At 55.0% G+C, this 18,561-nt stretch carries 12 protein-coding genes; 1 reads left to right on the plus strand and 11 read right to left on the minus strand.

Annotated features, from left to right (window positions below; genetic code table 11):
- Positions 1-85: 85 nt before the first annotated feature.
- Positions 86-1,336: an N-acetylmuramoyl-L-alanine amidase AmiC gene (gene amiC / locus CNE01S_RS07665; RefSeq protein ID WP_061274840.1), complete on the minus strand. Its 1,251-nt coding sequence runs from the start codon at positions 1,334-1,336 to the stop codon at positions 86-88.
- Positions 1,337-1,563: 227 nt separating this feature from the next.
- Between amiC and argA the strand changes: the two genes are divergently transcribed.
- Positions 1,564-2,895 (plus strand): amino-acid N-acetyltransferase, encoded by a 1,332-nt coding sequence (gene argA / locus CNE01S_RS07670; RefSeq protein WP_061274842.1) that lies wholly within the window; start codon positions 1,564-1,566, stop codon positions 2,893-2,895.
- Positions 2,896-2,927: 32 nt separating this feature from the next.
- Here the strand turns inward: argA and recD are convergent, their stop codons facing one another.
- The 10 genes from recD to lgt form a co-directional block, all read right to left on the minus strand.
- Complete coding sequence (gene recD, locus CNE01S_RS07675) at positions 2,928-4,769, minus strand: exodeoxyribonuclease V subunit alpha (protein ID WP_061274844.1); 1,842 nt, start codon at positions 4,767-4,769, stop codon at positions 2,928-2,930.
- Positions 4,766-8,311: an exodeoxyribonuclease V subunit beta gene (gene recB / locus CNE01S_RS07680; protein WP_061274846.1), complete on the minus strand. Its 3,546-nt coding sequence runs from the start codon at positions 8,309-8,311 to the stop codon at positions 4,766-4,768. The genes recD and recB overlap by 4 nt, the downstream gene beginning before the upstream one ends.
- Positions 8,311-11,196 carry a pitrilysin gene (gene ptrA / locus CNE01S_RS07685; RefSeq protein WP_061274848.1) on the minus strand — a complete coding sequence of 962 codons (2,886 nt, stop codon included), beginning with the start codon at positions 11,194-11,196 and terminating at the stop codon, positions 8,311-8,313. Before ptrA ends, recB begins: the two co-directional genes overlap by 1 nt.
- Positions 11,197-11,345: 149 nt before the next feature.
- Positions 11,346-14,717, minus strand: a complete 3,372-nt coding sequence (recC, locus tag CNE01S_RS07690; RefSeq protein ID WP_061274850.1) for an exodeoxyribonuclease V subunit gamma — start codon at positions 14,715-14,717, stop codon at positions 11,346-11,348.
- A 7-nt stretch (positions 14,718-14,724) separates the two neighbouring features.
- Complete coding sequence (locus CNE01S_RS07695) at positions 14,725-15,066, minus strand: prepilin-type N-terminal cleavage/methylation domain-containing protein (RefSeq protein ID WP_061274851.1); 342 nt, start codon at positions 15,064-15,066, stop codon at positions 14,725-14,727.
- Positions 15,048-15,482, minus strand: coding sequence for a DUF2509 family protein (locus CNE01S_RS07700; protein ID WP_061274854.1), 435 nt, complete (start codon positions 15,480-15,482; stop codon positions 15,048-15,050). The genes CNE01S_RS07695 and CNE01S_RS07700 overlap by 19 nt, the downstream gene beginning before the upstream one ends.
- On the minus strand, positions 15,479-16,039 hold the full coding sequence (locus CNE01S_RS07705; RefSeq protein WP_061274856.1) for a prepilin peptidase-dependent protein: 561 nt from the start codon (positions 16,037-16,039) through the stop codon (positions 15,479-15,481). The genes CNE01S_RS07700 and CNE01S_RS07705 overlap by 4 nt, the downstream gene beginning before the upstream one ends.
- Positions 16,033-16,500, minus strand: a complete 468-nt coding sequence (locus CNE01S_RS07710; protein WP_061274858.1) for a prepilin peptidase-dependent protein — start codon at positions 16,498-16,500, stop codon at positions 16,033-16,035. The genes CNE01S_RS07705 and CNE01S_RS07710 overlap by 7 nt, the downstream gene beginning before the upstream one ends.
- A 186-nt stretch (positions 16,501-16,686) precedes the next feature.
- A complete protein-coding gene (gene thyA, locus CNE01S_RS07715; RefSeq protein WP_061274860.1) occupies positions 16,687-17,481 on the minus strand; it encodes a thymidylate synthase in 795 nt (264 codons plus the stop codon).
- Between the two features lie 6 nt (positions 17,482-17,487).
- A complete protein-coding gene (gene lgt, locus CNE01S_RS07720) occupies positions 17,488-18,360 on the minus strand; it encodes a prolipoprotein diacylglyceryl transferase (RefSeq protein WP_008458462.1) in 873 nt (290 codons plus the stop codon).
- Between the last annotated feature and the right edge of the window lie 201 nt (positions 18,361-18,561).

Consider the following 18,561-nt stretch of genomic DNA (forward strand, 5'->3'; position numbering starts at 1 on the left):
CATTGAGAACACCCTTACGGGTGTTTTTTTGTTTCTGCCGTTGATAAAAAATAAGGCAGGTTTTCCCCCGCCCTTATCAGATATTTTAGCCTCGTCTTGCCAGCCGCGAGCTGTCCGAGAAGTACGCCTTGATCCCCGCCAGAATTGACTCCGCGACCTCCTGCTGGAACTTAGCCGTGCGCAGCTTTCGCTCTTCTTCAGGGTTACTCAGGAACGCAGTCTCCACCAGAATAGAGGGAATATCCGGCGCTTTTAGCACCGCAAACCCGGCCTGATCGACGCTGTTTTTATGCAGTTTATTCACTTTCCCCAGCCGGTTAAGCACCTCTTTCCCGAACTTCAGGCTGTCGTTGATGGTCAGCGACTGCACCATGTCGAACATCGTGTGGTCGAGATAACGATCTCCACTCTTGCCCACGCCGCCAATTAAGTCCGCGGCGTTCTGCGTTTGCGCCAGGTATTTCGCCGCCGTACTCGTTGCCCCTTTGGTGGACAACGCAAAGACTGACGAGCCGCGAGCTGCCGCGGTGGTAAACGCATCCGCATGAATAGACACAAACAGGTCTGCACGCTGCTTCTGCGCCTTGGCAACGCGCACTTTCAGCGGGATAAACACATCTTCATTACGCGTCATGTAGGCCTTCATATTGCCCTCTTTATCGAGCAATGCCTTTAGCCTGCGCGCAATGCTGAGCACAATATCTTTTTCGCGGGTCTTGTTCGGGCCAATCGCGCCGGGATCTTCGCCGCCGTGCCCCGGGTCAAGCATAATGACAATCGGCCTGTCTCGCCCGGCTTTCCCCGGCTGCGGCCCTTTCTCCGCCGGCATTTTCTTATCCAGCTGGCCGTTGTTGTAATCTTCCAGTAACGCCAACAGCGGATCTTGTTCGCTATTCATATTGGCGGGGTAAAGATCCATCACCAGGCGCTCTTTAAATTCGGCAACCGGGGCCAGCGCAAACAAATGTGGGGTCACGTTTTGCTTCAATTCAAAAACCATGCGCACGGTTTTTGGATCGAACTGCCCCACGCGGGCGGATTTAATAAAGGGATCGTCGCCGCGAACCTGGCTACCGATACCTTTTAAAACTGAATTTAAATGCGCCCCTTCGATATCCACAACAACTCGCTCCGGGTTGCTGAGCGCAAACTGGCGGTACTTCAGCTGATGGTTAGATTCCAGCGTCACGCGGGTATAAGACGAGGCCGGCCAGACGCGCACGGCTATCACCTGGCTTGAGGCAGCAAAACCGACCTTGCTGACGCTCAACAACCACATGGCCCCAGCACCCTGAAGTAAACGGCGGCGACTCATTAACGAACTGGAATCTGACATGGCTCCCCTGAGCGATAATCACTAAATGGATGAATTTATTTTTTTGAGCCAAAAACTTTAGCGAAACACGCGGTTACTGTCATCTATAAAAGGGTAAACGTTCAGAAAAGGTCATCAAAAGCCAGGGGGAAGGAATTTTATCCTGGATGAAAATTGGCACTTGCACCAAACACCATAAAAGAATAAAAATACACAAATTACGAATAATCATGCAATGAGGGTGTGCCGTGGTAAAGGAACGCAGAACTGAACTGGTCCAGGGATTTCGCCATTCTGTTCCCTATATTAATGCCCACCGGGGAAAAACGTTTGTCATCATGCTCGGCGGCGAAGCCATTGAACATGAAAACTTTTCCAGCATCGTCAACGATATCGGCCTGCTTCACAGCCTGGGCATTCGCCTGGTGGTGGTGTACGGAGCACGCCCGCAGATTGACGAAAATCTGGCCGAGCATCACCACGAGCCGGTTTACCACAAACACACCCGAGTCACCGACGCCAAAACCCTCGAACTAGTGAAGCAGGCCGCAGGGCTCCTTCAGCTAGATATCACCGCACGGCTTTCCATGAGCCTGGGTAATACGCCGCTCCAGGGAGCACATATCAACGTGGTCAGCGGGAACTTCATCATTGCGCAGCCTTTGGGCGTGGACGACGGCGTGGACTACTGCCACAGCGGGCGCGTCCGCCGTATTGATGAGGAAGCCATTCACCGCCAGCTGGACAGCGGCGCGATTGTGCTGATGGGGCCGGTCGCGGTTTCCGTGACGGGGGAAAGCTTTAACCTCACCTCTGAAGAAGTGGCCACCCAGCTTGCGGTTAAGTTGAAGGCCGAGAAGATGATCGGGTTCTGCTCCGCTCAGGGCGTGACCGACGATCTGGGTAACGTGATTTCCGAACTGTTCCCGAACGAGGCCCAGCAGCGCATTGAAGCCCTGGAAAGCGCCGGCGACTATCACTCCGGCACCGTACGCTTCCTGCGCGGGGCGGTGAAGGCCTGCCGCAGCGGCGTGCGCCGCAGCCACCTGCTCAGCTACCAGGAAGACGGTGCGCTGCTGCAGGAGCTGTTCTCACGCGACGGGATCGGCACGCAGATTGTGATGGAAAGCGCCGAGCAGATCCGCCGCGCCACCATCAATGACATCGGCGGTATTCTCGAGCTGATTCGCCCGCTGGAGCAGCAAGGTATTCTGGTTCGCCGCTCCCGTGAGCAGCTTGAAATGGAGATCGACAAGTTCACGATTATTCAGCGGGATAACCTGACAATTGCCTGCGCCGCACTCTATCCATTCCCGGAAGAAAGCATTGGCGAAATGGCCTGTGTCGCGGTCCACCCTGACTATCGCAGTTCGTCGCGAGGTGAAGAGCTGCTTAACCGCGTCGCCAACCAGGCGCGGCAAATGGGGCTGAGCAAGCTATTTGTGCTGACCACCCGCAGCATCCATTGGTTCCAGGAACGTGGCTTCCTGCCGGTGGACGTTGAGCTACTGCCTGCAAGCAAAAAAGAGATGTACAACTATCAGCGCAAATCAAAAGTGCTGATGGCTGACCTGACCTGAAAAAAGGGAAGGCATTAGCCTTCCCTTCTCTTTTATTCCCCGGAGAAAATCGCCATTAGCCCGCTGCGGCGTTCCGTACGCGTGGCTATCGCTTTATTCAAAACGCGTTCATCTGCATAAAGCGACAGTTGCCTGCGGGCGCGTGTAATGGCGGTGTACACCAGTTCACGCGTTACCACCGGCACAAACTGATTCGGCAACACCAGCGCGGCGTGATCAAATTCAGACCCCTGAGATTTATGCACCGTCATGGCAAAGGCCGTATCGTGCGCTGGCAGGCGGCTGGGCTGAACGGATTTTACCGAACCATCCGGCATCGGGAACCAGACACGAAGCCCCTCTTCACGCAGCAAAGCAATGCCGATGTCACCGTTAAACAAGCCAAGAGAGCTGTCATTACGGGCAATCATTACCGGACGCCCATCGTACCAGCGCGACAGCGCCTGGGAAGGTCGCTGAATCAAACGCGCCTGTACAAGTGCCTGTTCAATACGCTCATTCAGGCCGCTGACACCGAAAGGCCCCTCACGTAATGCACACAGCAGTTGATAACGGCCAAAAGCACCAATGATCTCTGCTGGCCCGGCTTTCAGACGCACCAGTTGCAAATACTCTCCGTAGCCGCTGACGACGTCAGCAATCATCGCCGTGTAATCTTCAGGTTCAAGCAGCGGCTGCAGCGAAATGTCGGTAAATCCTTGCCCAAATGCGGCTTTCACCTGCCGGCTGTCGCTGGCATTAACGGCAAATGCCAGTTGACCGATACCGGACTGGCTGTCGAACCGGTAGCTCTTACGCAGGAGGCAAAGCCCGTCACGCAGCGCGCTTGCCCGGGTACTCTCCCCAGCAGGAACCTCGCATCCCGTCAGGCGCTGTAGCTGTTCTGCACGCTGCGCCGAATAACCGTCATTCACGTAATGACAAATGTCGCCCAGCACCGCCCCCGCCTCCACTGATGCCAGCTGATCTCTGTCTCCGAGGAAGATGACCCTTGCCCGCTCCGGTAAAGCATCAATCAGCCGGGACATCATCGGCAGGTCCACCATCGAGGCTTCGTCCACCACCAGCACATCCAGATGCAGAGGATTACCGGCATGGTGGCGCAGACGCTGGCTGTTCGGCTGCGCCCCTAAAAGGCGGTGCAGCGTGGAAGCTTCTTCAGGCAAGCGCTTTTTCTGCTCATCGCTCAGCGGCAGCTGGCGCAGCGCACTTCCCAATGATTCCGTTAAACGTGCTGCCGCTTTGCCCGTGGGCGCCGCAAGCTGAATACGCACGGGCAGGCCATCAGCAAGCTGAACCAACGCGGCCAGCAGTTTTGCCACCGTTGTGGTTTTACCCGTCCCCGGCCCGCCGGAAATAACCGAGATACGGCGAGTCAGCGCCACCGCCGCGGCCACTTTCTGCCAGTCCGTCTGCTGGCTGATACCAAACAGCGCGTCGAGGCTCTCGCGAAGCCGGACCTCATCCACCGCAACAGGCTGGTTATATTCGCCAAAGAAAGCCGCCACCCGCTGCTCATTGCTCCACATACGGTTGAGATAAAGGCGGTTATCGATGAGTTTCAGCGGCGTGGGTTCGTCGTCCGAACTGACCGAATGGGAAGCCAGTAACGCGCTGGGCCAGCCTGAAGCGGGTTCCGCCTCGGCAAAAAGTTGGGCCACAAGGTCAGGATGTTTGCCAGCAAAGGCATATTCGGGCTTGATGCGTTCAAGCGGCAGACAGACATGCCCTTCGCCTGATTCACGGCTGAGCAGCGCCGCTGCCAGCATGACGGCAGGCTGATTATCGTTAGCCACCATCATGGCAAACTGCGAGTCCAGCGGCCTGAGGGCTTTCAGCGCCACCGCCTGGCTGAGTAACTGAGACATACTCACAGTTTGATCTCCTCTGCTGTCCCGGCGAACAGCGCATCCATTGCTTCAACCAGCCTGACGTCCGGCCGCGTAGAAAAAATACCCTGCTCCGGTTTACCTTGCTCCACGCCGCGCAGGAACAGATAAATGACCCCGCCAAAGTGCTGCTGGTAGTCATACCCGGCCATACGGTGGCGCAGGTAGCGATGCAGCGCCAGCGTGTAAAGCTGGTACTGCAAGTCGTAACGGTGGGATTGCATCGCCGCCGCCATCGCTTGCTGGGTGTAGGCGCTGCTGTCTTCGCCCAGCCAGTTAGATTTATAGTCCAGCAGGTAGTAGCGCCCCTGCCAGCGGAACACCAGGTCGATAAACCCCTTCAGCATTCCCTTCACCTGACGGAAGTCCAAAGGCGGGCAACCAGCAGACAGCGGGTCGTAATGGCGAATCAGTGCGTCTAACGCCGGGGCCTGTAGCTCATTGTCGATGGGTAAATAAAATTCCAGCTCCACCTGTCTTTCCTTCGCAGAAAGCAGTTTCAGGGCAACGCCGGTGTCATTGAGCGGCGCAGCCAGCACCTCCTCCAGCCAGCGGCTCACCACCGGCCCCCATTCGACGCTAAACCCGTTGGCAAGCAGGTGTTGTTCCGTTTTCTCAATATCTACCGGCTGAGTAAAATCAACCTCTTCGAAAAGGCTGTGCAAGAAAGTGCCCGGCGAAGCGCCACGTGGGAAAGTATGCGGCGTAAGTAACGGCTCACTTTTCTCCGGGGCTTCCCCTACCGCGTCGACGTCAAGACGTGGCACTAAATCCAGTACCCGACTGCTGCCGTGCTGCTGCAGACCAGAATAACTGGTCACGCGCCAGTTATCCGAGATTCGACGCTTGAGCTGGCGAGCGGCAAGCTCAGGCAAAGCATCGGGCCGCGGCTGCCACGGTGTATCGTCCCCGGAAGAGAGTGTTTCAACGTCGATGGCCTCGCTTATCAGACCATCAAGCGCCTGGCGCAGTCCCTCTGCATCGAGCGCTTCTCCTTTCTGCAGTAAATAGCCCAGCGCACTGAGGTGCAGGTCGCTGCTGCCTTTTTTTGCCCTGGAACCACGGAACAACGGCGCGACGCCCAGGCTGCAGTGCCAGACGGAGCGGGTCAATGCCACATAGAGCAGACGCAAGTCTTCCGCCAGACGTTCTTCTTCGGCCAACCCCAGGCTTTCTGCATCATTGCTTAAATCCAGAAGTGAGGTAAAGGTGGTCCGGTCGTGATACAGGCCGCTGCTCTGTGGGCGATAGTTGGCCACGAACGGCAGCCAGACCAGCGGGTACTCCAACCCTTTGGATTTGTGAATAGTCACCACCTGCACCAGATGCTTATCGCTTTCCAGCCGCAGCTGCTGGCTGGAGGCGTTGCTGTCCGGCTCGGCAATGCGCTGCGCGAGCCAGCGCACCAGCGCATGCTCGCTCTCCATTTCTGCGGAGGCTTCCTGCAGCAGCTCGCTGATATGCAGAATATCCGTCAGCCTGCGCTCTCCGCCCGGCGTAGCCAGAAGATTTTCAGCGATATTTCTCGCACCGATTAAGGCCCTCAACATTGGCATCACGCCCCGCTTGAGCCACTGTTCGCGGTAGCCGAAAAACTCTTCAACCAGGTTATCCCAGGCCAGCTCATCCTTGTTCAGGGACTCGATAATTTGGGCATCCAGCCCTAACATGCCCGTCGCAATTGCGCTGCGCATGGCGGTCTCAATTTCAGGCGTCAGCACTGCCTGTAACACCCACAGCAGCTCACGCGCCTCAACGGTAGCAAACACCGAATCGCGGTTAGAGAGGTACACCGATGGAATATTCAGTGCACCAAGCGCATCGCGCACGATGGCCGCTTCACCCCGGCTACGGACCAGAATCGTCATGTCTGACGCCCTGAGCGGCCGGCTGTCATCCCCCTGCCAAAGCAGCGCATCCCCGCGCTGCCCGGCGGTTAGCCAGTCGCGAATTTGTCGGGCGCACTGCGCTGCCATCGCTTGTTGGTAATCACTTACACCGACGCCATCGCCCGGCTGGAGCCACATTTTTACCGCCGCCTGGCTTTCACCACGGACGGTAAACCGTAACCCACCGTTACGGGGCGCAGATTTGACTGGCAGGAACGGAATCTGGCGGAATAAGAACGGATTCTCAACCTGCTGAAACAGCGTGTTTACGCCTTGAATCATCGAGGGAGACGAGCGCCAGTTAGTATCCAGCGTGTAGTGAGCGCTAACTTCCTGACGCGCCTTCATGTAGGTAAAAATATCGGCACCGCGGAAAGCATAAATCGCCTGCTTGGGGTCACCAATCAGCAGCAGCGCAGTGCCCTGCTGCTTGATATACAGCCGGCGGAAGATACGGTACTGCTGCGGGTCGGTATCCTGGAATTCATCGATCATCGCCACCGGAAAACGCCCACGGATTGCCGTAGCTAAAGCATCGCCACCGGGCTGATGCAAAGACTCATCGAGCCGGCTCAGCATATCGTCAAAGCCCAGCTCGCCGCGGCGGCGCTTTTCCTGCTGCACGATGTAGCGGATTTCGGCCATCGCTCTGGCTATCACCAGGTCGCGCAACGTCAGCGGCTCTGCAAGCAATGCCTCTATGGCGGCGAACAGACTATGCCGGGGAACTTCACCTTTCTTGGTTTTCTCTTCAAGCGTGCTTTGTGAAAACCTCGCCAATGCCTCAGGGAGTTGATAGGTCGTGGTTTCCAGCTGCGCCCACTGGCCAATAATCTCCAGCCAGTTCGGCAAATTTTTACTGCTATAGCTGCGTTTGTCCACGCCGGAATCACCGATAAGGCTTGCCAGCTCACCCGCAGCTTCCCGCCATTGGGCTTTTACTCCCTCAATGGCAGAAATAATCTTTTCATGGCGGGCCAGCAGCGTTTCATCATCCGCCGGGGGCTGTTTCAACCGGGGCTGTTCACCCTGAAGCCAGCTATTGATGTCCTTTAAAAGCGCTTCCGGGCCAGACCACTCCTCACTCATCGCTTGCGCCACCGGTTTTGGCAGCGGATAGCAGTGACGCCGCCAGAAGTCTGCGCAGGCGTGACGGCGCAGCACGGACTCATCTTCGAGAAGCTGCTGTTCAAACAGCATGCCGGACTCAAAAGCATTCAGGCTAAGCATTCGCTGGCAAAAGCCGTGGATGGTGAAGATAGCGGCCTCATCCATTTGCTGCTCGGCTAACAGCAGGGTACGGGCAGCGAGCTGCTTGTCCGCAATTTGGGCAAGCAGGCTCTGAATTAGTGGGTTTTTACTTCGGTTACGGATGCAGGCAATACGCAATTCGTGGATATTCGCCCGAATACGGCCACGCAGTTCTTCCGTGGCCGCTTCGGTGAAAGTTACCACCAGCAATTCTTCTACGCCGAGCGGACGGGGGAAAGCATTCTCTCCCCCTAAGCCCAGCAGCAGCCGCAAATAAAGTGCGGCAATGGTAAAAGTCTTACCGGTCCCCGCAGAAGCTTCTATCAACCGTTCGCCGAACAGCGGCAAACTTAAAGGATCAAGGGGCTGCGCGGTTACATCGGTCATTATTTCTCGCTTACTAGTGGTAACGTCTGCTGCAGACTGCGTGCCCCCTCCCAGGTTTTCCACCCTTTTGGAGCCGCATACTCTGCTTTGCCATTATGGCTGCCGGAAATCTGTGACAGCACCGCCATCCCCTGGGGAGCTATCACCGCCTGATGGAAGAAATCAGCCAGCTTCTGCGGCGTTAATTTCTTAATTTCGACTATCACTTTATCACGGGAATCAAACGCCATGTTTCGGCGATCGAAATCTTTGCTAAGCTGCGCCGCTTCTTCCGCTAGTGTTTGAGGTGCCTGCTGCATCTGGGCAATCATCCCCTGCTGGATTTGGGCAAATTCGGCGTCACTCATGCCTCGCAGCTTTTTCTCGATAACCGGGTAAAACGCTTTAAACCTCTCATACAGGTAAGCTGGCTGCTTATCACTGCTTTGCAGCAGGAAACCCACGCCCCACTGGCGACCAATGGACATTGGAAAAGCAAACACCGCATAGCCAAGCTGCTCTTGTGTGCGCAATTGATTATAGAACCATGGCTGAATAATTTGCCCCAGCATTGAACCGTAGGCCGTGCTGGTAGCCTCGTTATAGCCTTTGGGTACATAAACCGCCGCCAGCGCTGAGTCCGTACTGCTGCCGGCCTTTTCAAACATCGCCAGATGCTGCTTATTAATCAGCACATCATCATTGCGGCACCATTCGCCGCCCTTCGGCGCCAGCTGCGCTTTGACATTTTCAGCCAGCCGTTTGGTCTGCTCTGGAGACATGTTGCCGATGACCATAAATTCAGGGCGAGAGTTGGTTTTCAGCCTTGCACGGTAATCAAGCACGTCCTTCAGCGTCAACTCAGGCAGCAGTGCGCGGCGGGTACTGCGCTCAAAATAAGGCACCTGCGAAACCATCTGCACCGGCGAAATAGCCTGTTCAAAGGCTTTACCTTTTTCAGCCGAGTCCATCATCTGCGCATACCAGGACTTAGCCTGATCCAGCTGTTCCTGTGTTGGCGTGTAGCTAAAGTAGCCCTTCAGCAGCGCCTCAAACAGCTGCGGCAAGCGCTGAGTATAGCCGTTGGCATTGATCATCAATCCGCTATTGGCGTTCGAAGAGAAACTGATACCCCCGACCGACGCCTGATTGCTCAGCTCGTCAAGCGCAATGCCTGCAAGATAATCGTTGATGGCAAACAGCACCTGATTCTTTGCGCTGTTCATCACCTGCGGATTACGCAGCACGAGCGTCACATCCGCTTTTGGCTCATTGCCAAAATAGCGACTCGGCATATACACCACACGCAGATCCGGCTCGTGGATCAGCAGCTCAGGATGGTCGTACTGCTTCTGCGGCTTATAAAGCGTGAAATCATCGGGAATGTAGGGGTTCAACTGAGGCAGCTCAAGCTTGATGGCATCCGCTTTCTGCTGCCAGTCGGTAAAGGTCTGGGCAGGGATTTTGTCGACTTCGTAAGGTGCATCAACAAAATAGGCCGTTTTATTGTGCGGCTCCTGCGGACTGATATACCACACGCGAGCATTTTGCGGCGTCATCATATCCAGACGCGCTTTTATCGCATCAGGATCGTACTGGTCTGCGATATTCGCGGAATCCAGCGTATGGCTGACCGGGACGCGCAGCATGGTATCCGCCAGCCATTCGATGTAGTCCATATCACGGGTAATGGACGGGTAACGGAAGTCGAGATCCAGTACGTGAGCAAGCTCATCAAAGTAACGTTTATCGATACCTTTGGCGCGCAACTGATCGAGATAGCTGAATATCGCCGCAACCACCTGGTCACGGTTAGCAAGGCCTTTATCGGTCAGAGAGACGGAGATAGCGAAAACACCGCTATTGCCGGCCACCATCGGGTCAGAATCCGCGCGCACGCTCTCCGCAAGCCCCTGCTTTTGCAGCCAATCCGACAGCGTATCGTGGCTACGGTTGCCGATCAGATAACCAATCAGCTCATCGGTTTTGCTGCGGAACTTATCGCTATTGTTATCGATGCGGAACTCTACACGAACCACCTTGCGCGGCATGACCGGTACATAATGGATAAAGATACCCTTTTGCGCATCAGTCACCACCGGCACGTCGATAACCGGCTTTTCGATATTTTTGTTAGGGACACGGCCGTAAGTTTCAGCGGCAATCTTCGCCAGTTCAGGCAAAGGCTTGTTGCTGTAGATAACCGCTTTCATCAGGTTTGCGGAGTAGTACTTATTTCTGAACGCCACCAGCGCATCGAGCAGCTTGCTGCCGGGTTTATCGCGCAGAGTTTCAAGATTGCCGCCGGAGAAACGCGCCGCCGGGTGTAAGGGGTTGATCGTTTCGGCACTGACTTGCGCCATGCGCATCCCATCACGCGCGCGGGCCATCGTCAGTTCGGCGTTTACCGCGTTACGTTCACGCTCGGCATATTGTGCTGCGAGGTTAGGTTCAGCAATGGCGTCTGCCAGGCGGTCCACGGCTCCCGCGAGCGCATCGTTTTCCACTTCAAGATAAAATGCGGTTCGGTAGGTGGCAGTACTGGCGTTGTGGCTACCGCCATGCTTTTTCAGGAATTCAGACAAGCTATCCGGGTCCGGGTATTTTTTGGAACCCATCAGCGTCATGTGTTCGAGAAAATGAGCCAGCCCAAGGTGGGCGTCAGGATCTTCCAGCGAGCCGACGGGCACCACCAGTGCAGACAGCGACTTCACCGCCTGCGGATCGGAAACCAGCAGCACGGTCATACCGTTATCTAAACGAATAGCCTGATACTGACGAGGATCTTTTTCACTTTTACGGATGGTGTCCTGAATCGGTTGCCATCCGTTATCTGCCTGACTGCAGGGTGCCCAAAGAGCAACGAACAAGAAAAGCGCGGTAAACCAGGTGCTGCATTTAGGCATTCACAAACCTCGTCTTCACTAACTTACTCATCATTAACAACTTTTCTAAGCAATCCGTAGAACGCCGTTGTTATACTTCGCCAGCCCTGAGCAAGAAAACGCATCATAATTGAACTCACAGGGCTGTGCAATTTTTATACAATCCTTGTTCAGGATTGGTTGAATCGGAACAGAGGAAGCAGGAAGCGCTCGGCCTCTGCGATAATCGCTTCGTAGTATTCGGCGTCAAGGGTACGGTATAAACGTTGCAGCCAGATATCAGCCCCTTCCCCTTCTACCATATGGTTTCCTTCCCAGGCAGCAAGCAGCTTCGTGCGGGCTTTCTGCTGCGTCTCCTCATCCCATAAAATGGCATTATTTTGTGGGTCATAACAGGTTTTTATCCACGCGCCGCCGCTGTTATGGAGCAGCAGTAATGGCCGGCGGAGGCCTTCTTTATAACCCTCAATCAGTTGCAGCAGCCAGGCCTTTGCCTCGCCACTTTTCATCGCATGGAAGCACCACTGCGAATCTTTGCGGCCGTACATCCGGCTTTCGCCAACATAGCCACTGGCACAGTAGACCAGGTGCTCAATCCACAGCTGCATACCGTGAGCTACGTTCAGCACCGAAGGGCGCCAGCGTAATAGCCCATCTGTCTGTACGTCCGACAGCCAGCCCGTTACTCTGGTTCCGTCGAGGTGAAGATCAACTTCACGGCTTTCCCCTTTTTGCCGTTCTGCCAGCACCTTTTCAGCCAGCGTTTGCATTTCATTGCGCTGGTTATCCCACAAGATTTCACCGAAAGCGCCGTACGGCAGAACGCCAGCAGCGCGGTAACGCACGAACAGCTGATGCGGATCGTCTTGCTGGACCAGGGTATTAAGCAGGTGCTGGTTTAGCTGAAAACGATCGAGTACGTCCAGGGTAAAGGGCTCTTCATCCGGCAATTCAGTATCTTCAAGGCGAAAGTTAATCCCAAGACGCATTTGGAAAAAAGCCCGCACCGGGTGCCGCCAAAAGCGCTGTAGCTGCTCAAGGGTTATTTCGTCACAGGGCTCAGCAATCAGAGGTTTAATAAAGTGAGCATGCGCCTCACCGGTGCCGCTGGCCGCGGGCAGCCACTCCTGAGCAAAGCTCTGCTGCTCACCTTCGGCCAGGTAGTTACTGCTGTCGAAAGGCGTTCGGGCATGAAGCGTAACCAGATGCTTTCTCACATGCTCGCTGCTGTCATCTGCATTGCATTCAGCATCTCCGGGGAGATAGTGGCTGCGGGCAACGTAGTCGAGCAGTTCTTCCACCAGCACCGACGGGTAGCGCCGGCTGTTGTCCTGAATCGACCGGCCGATATAACTGATGTAAAGCCGCTGCTGAGCCGAAATAAGTGCTTCCAGGAACAAGTAACGGTCATCGTCCCGGCGGCTGCGGTCGCCACGTTGCGGATGTTGGCTCATCAGGTCAAAGCCCAATGGCGCAAGCGTTCGTGGATAAACACCGTCGTTCATGCCCAGTAAACAAACGACCTTAAAGGGAATGGCACGCATTGGCATCAGGGTACAGAAGTTTACCGGCCCGGCGAGGAAGCGCTGGCTAATACGCTCCTGGTCAAGACGCTGAGCCAGTTCATCTCTCAGTAAGGTTAATGGCACGGGTTGCTGGTAGGCAGCATCAGTGCCTTTTTCAATCATCTCCTGCCACTGCTGCTCAATGAGCGCCAGCGCCGCTTCTGTTTCACTATCCGGCAAGAAGAAGCTGTTCAGCATTTCTCTGCATAGCGGCAACCATTCATCTAAAGGGCGATCCTGAGTTAACAGCAGACGCCAGCGGTTGAGCTGCATCAGCAACTCTGCAAGCTGCCCTACCAGCTCGGCAATCAGGCCGCTGGACTCATCGTAGGGCAGGACCGAATCCCAAACTCCAGCCTGGCTTTCCATTGCATAGCCAAGCAGCATACGGGTGAGGCCGAAACGCCAGGTGTGCTGTCCGGTAGCCGGCAGCGCCAGCTCACGTACGTTGTCATCATCAATGCCCCAGCGAATTCCGGACTCATTCACCCATTTACGCAGGTAGCGCAGCCCTTCTTCATCGATAGAGAAGCGCGTAGCCAGCGCAGGCACTTCCAGCAGCGCCAGTACATCTTCTGCCGCAAAACGGCTTTCCGGTAAGCCAAGCAATAAAATGAACGCCTGCAGCGCAGGATGAGCCTGGCGCGCCCGACGGTCAGAAATGGCAAACGGCAACCAACGCTCATCCTTCGCGCTACCAAATACCGCCTGAATAAACGGGCTGTAGCTATCAATATCTGCCACCATCACGATGATATCGCGTGGCGTAAGTTCAGGATCCGCCTCCAGCATCGCCAGCAGTTGGTCATGCAAAACTTCAACTTCGCGCTGCGGGCTGTGACATTCATGGAACGTCAAAGAACGATCCTGAAGATCCAACTGCCGTTTGCCGTCGCTGCGTTCATACTCTTTAGCGGTGAGCCCCAACACCTGCGAATCTTTCAGCTCCAGCAGGTCATGCTGCAGGCCGTGCAGAAGGTTATCGGGTTCTACATCGACAAAAACATCGATCTCTTCAAAACGCTCCAGTTCGGAAAGTAAAAAGGCGTAGTCGCGCCCCAGCTTGCCCCAAGAGGCCAGCAAGGAATTCCCCACATTCTGTTCACCAAGCTCATTAAACAGCGAGGAGGCGTTGTCATTGTCCTTAAACAAGGCCAGTTCCCGGTCGGCCTGATGTAAACGGCGTCGACGGCTGACAAGACGAGCAAGAAATGCCGGATCTTTAATATCGCCCCAATAGTAGCGGCAGGGATTGGTAAACAGCACATGAACGTCGATATGCTTACCCAACGCCTGCAGGGCCTGAAGGTACACCGGCGGCAGAGCGGATATCCCACAAATAAAGACACGAGGTGGAAGCCCAGGCGGGCAAACCTCACTTTTCTCAAGAGCACTAATAAAACGCTGGTACAGATTGGCACGATGCCATTCAGGCTGCCCCAGCTCAGCGGTGTAGCGCACCAGTTCCGCCCAAAGCGGAGCCTGCCAGAGCTGAGACTCTCCTGCACCTTCGACCAGCTCTCCCTGCTCCCAACGGCTTAGCCAGCCGGGACGATAAACAAGATACTGGTCATAAAGGTCGGCAATCCGGGAAGAAAGCTGAAACAGTTTACGACTGCTGTCATCTTCCCGCAGATAGTGGCTGAGTAGGGTAAATTCCGGTTTGTCGAGCATGTTCGGGATAAGCGTCATCAGCTTCCAGCTCATGCTTTGCTTATTAAACGCACTTTCCTTTGGAATGTCGGGCAACACCCTCACGAACATGTCCCAGATAAAGCTGGCCGGCAGCGGAAACTCAATATTCGCCGCAATGCCAAACTTTTGTGCCAGCGTCATTTGCAGCCACTGCGCCATCCCGGTGCTTTGCACCAGCACCACTTCCGGCTCAAAAGGGTCCGGCAGCGGCTGCCGCTCCACGATGAACTCCATGATAGCTTCCAGCACATCAAGCCGGTTGGAATGGTAGACACGCAACATGAAATCGCTACTCCTGACGTTGTTCTGACCGTGGGCACTCGAGCCTTGAAAGCTGCGCTATCCGGCCCTCTGGACTTGTTACAGTAACGTCGATGCTGACACATCCCAAAGACGATGTCTGCTGTTGATGTACATTCCATGCATCAGAAAGCGGCGGAACTTCAGGCTCGGTCTGTTCACGCACCACGCGCCAGAGGTGCCTTAGCTGCCATTGGCTGGTGAAACCCTGCTGCAATACGCGGTGATAGCTCAGCAGCGCCGTCATCACAATGGCAAACAGCGCCAGAGCACACAACACCTCCGGGAGGCTGAACCCATCCTGCCGGGGCACTATAGAGGCAGCTTGCATAAGTCATCGTCCAGTAAAGGGCAAAAATCCAGCCAGCCCTGTTCAGAAACCACCAACCTGTTTCCCTGAAGTAAACCCCAGCGCCACAGTGTGAACGGTAACGCGCTCTCTGAAATCGAGCCAGAAGCGGCAAGTAAAGCTTCACCTTTATCGGTGAGATGCAGGCATGCCTGCCAGTGATTACGTGGCTCAATCTGGCACTGCCAGGCTTTCAGCGCCTGCCAGCTTTGTTTTTCTCCCCATGCCAATGCGGATCTTGCAACAGTCTGATTTTTAATAAACTGAATTTCGGCGGCCACCTCAAGGCTCTGAGCGCTAAGCTGCCGGGAGAGTCCACTCAGCATCAGAGAGCCCACAGCGAGCAGCATCAATACCATCAGTAGAGAGGTGCTCCCTTTTTCTAGATTGCCGCTCATAAATTCTCTCCACTCACCGTATAGCTCACTTCAGCATAACGGCCACCTTGCTTCACATTTGCGGTAAGCCGGATATGGTATAAAGGCCTGCGTGATTTGCGATTCTGGCGAATCACGGAAAAATGCTGCACCGTTAATTGTGTCGGATCGGACATTCTTTCCCAGCCGCTACCTTCACATCGATCTACGCCTTTTTGAGTCTCCAGGCTGCCATTACGCAAGCGATAGCCTGTCTGTTCATTTTGACTACCAGGGGTCGAGTCCCACCGACCATTACCGTTGGCATCCCACTGAAATACCACACAGCTTCCGTTGTTCATGAGCTTTACCGCCTCACCCTTGCACTGCCCGCGGCAATAGCCCGCTCGCTGTAAATGCTTTCCAACGGTGAAAACCATTTGCCAAAGCGCTTCCTGCTGGGCAACGTAGCTATACTGACGTAAAACCTCCCCCTGCAAAGCAGGGAAAAGCCTCGAAGTGCCAAGCAACAGCACGCTGCTCAGCGCCATTGCAATAAGCGTTTCGAGTAGCGAAAACCCTCTCTGAACGCTCAACATAGCTTGTCTCCGGACATTTCACACAGACGGATTCGCCCCCAAACAGATAGCGTCACCTTCCAGCGCCCGGCCTTACTTTTCAAAATAACGTGACCCGGCCAGGTCGTGTTGCGGATACCGTAAAAACCCAACCCGGCGGTCATCTCCTCCACGACGATGTCGCCAAACTCAGGGGTAAACGTCAGCCCTGGGTTTGCTGCACAGTTTTCTTCAGCGGCACGGCTTGTCAGGCACCAGTTTTTCCCTAGTTGATGTAGCACCAAAAGATGGGTTTGGTTATGCCAGTTAGCATCATTTCTCAGTCGCGAGAGAAAGTGCCTCAGCTGCTGAGCGGTTTGCCACAACTGCACCTTCTGCTGCCATTGCTGCCAGCCGTGAAGCCCCCCGGCGCTGAGTGTCGCAATAATGGTCATCACCACCATCAGCTCAATCACGCTAAAACCACGTTGGTTGATTTTCATGAGCGAGAGTGTGGGCAACAGAGATTCAATCAGCCAGCTCGCAAATCGGGCGATGCGGCACATGCCGGAAGAAAATTACGGCGTTACGGAGGGTTACATACACTCTGGAATCAAGGCTGAAGAAGCAAAATCAGGGCAAAAAAAACCGGCGCACTCAGGCACCGGTTCTGTCACTCTGTCGGCAAGTTAAATAGCGACAGGCGCTTTGATCGCCGGATGCGGATCGTAGCCTTCAATCTCGAAGTCTTCGAAACGGTAGTCAAACAGCGACTCCGGCTTGCGTTTGATAACAAGCTTAGGCAGCGCGCGCGGCTCACGGGTTAGCTGCAGGCGAGTCTGTTCAAGATGGTTGCTATACAGGTGCGTATCGCCGCCGGTCCAGACAAAGTCACCCACTTCCAGATCGCACTGTTGCGCCATCATATGCACCAGCAGCGCATAGCTGGCGATGTTGAACGGCAAACCAAGGAAAATGTCGCAGGAGCGCTGGTAGAGCTGGCAAGAGAGCTTGCCGTCTGCCACATAGAATTGGAAGAACGCGTGACAAGGGGCCAGCGCCATTTTATCCAGCTCACCCACGTTCCACGCAGAGACAATAATCCGCCGGGAATCGGGATCGTTTTTCAGTTGGTTCAGAACGGTGGTTAGCTGGTCAATATAACGCCCATCAGGGGCAGCCCAGGAGCGCCACTGCTTACCGTAAACCGGGCCGAGATCGCCGTTTTCATCCGCCCATTCGTCCCAAATCGTCACCTTGTTTTCTTTCAGGTACGCGATATTGGTATCGCCATTAAGGAACCACAGCAGCTCATGAATAATCGAACGCAGATGACATTTTTTGGTGGTAACCAGCGGGAAACCTTCCTGCAGGTTAAAGCGCATTTGATGCCCAAAAATCGACAACGTGCCGGTACCGGTACGGTCCGCTTTTGGTGTGCCCTCTTCGAGCACTTTTTTCATCAAATCAAGATACTGTTTCATGTCACCTCACGAAAGTTGCTGCTGCGGACGGCGGTAAGCCCAAACCATCATAATGATACCGGCAACAATCATCGGAATCGACAGGATCTGCCCCATGCTGATGTACTGCACCCAGGTACCGGTGAACTGCGCATCCGGCTGGCGGAAGAATTCCACGATGATGCGGAACGCACCGTAGCCAATCAGGAACAGGCCGGAGACCGACCCCATAGGGCGAGGCTTACGAATAAACAGGTTCAGGATGATGAACAGTACAACCCCTTCCAGCGCCAGCTCATAAAGCTGCGACGGATGGCGCGGCAGCACGCCGTAAGTATTGAACAGCGACTGCCATTCCGGATGCGTTGCCAGCAGACCAACGTCTTCACTGCGCGAGCCCGGGAACAACATGGCGAAGCGGAAGTTCGGGTCAACGCGGCCCCACAGCTCGCCATTAATGAAGTTGCCGAGGCGGCCGGCCCCTAAACCAAATGGGATCAGCGGAGCAATAAAATCAGAAACCTGGAAGAAAGTACGTTTGGTGCGACGCGCAAACCAAATCATTACGCAAATTACACCGATCAAACCGCCGTGGAAGGACATACCGCCGTCCCAGACTTTGAACAGGTAAAGAGGGTCGGCGAGAAAAACCGGAAGATTGTAGAAGAAGACATAGCCCAGGCGCCCACCGAGGAACACGCCGAGGAACCCTGCATACAGCAGATTCTCTACTTCATTTTTTGTCCAACCGCTGCCTGGGCGACTGGCGCGGCGCCCGGCAAGCCACATGGCAAACACGAACCCGACCAGGTACATAAGCCCGTACCAGTGCAGGGAAACCGGCCCGATGGAGAAAAGCACCGGATCAAATTCAGGGAAACGCAGATAGCCACTATTCATCTGTCACCACAAGCTATTGTTACCTCACCCAAAATAAAAGGTGAGTGGCAAGTACGCACCGCTCTCGATGCGCTCCGAAAGCAGCGGATCATAGCACAAACGGCCAGAGTGATTGATTACGGAAGTTGTAAAAGATGTGTAATGTCCCGGTGATAACGGGACACCTAAGACAAGGCACAACTGCCGTGGGAAATTAAAACG

Origin of the sequence: Cedecea neteri NBRC 105707 = ATCC 33855, from assembly GCF_001571265.1 — a bacterium.
Classification (GTDB): domain Bacteria; phylum Pseudomonadota; class Gammaproteobacteria; order Enterobacterales; family Enterobacteriaceae; genus Cedecea; species Cedecea neteri.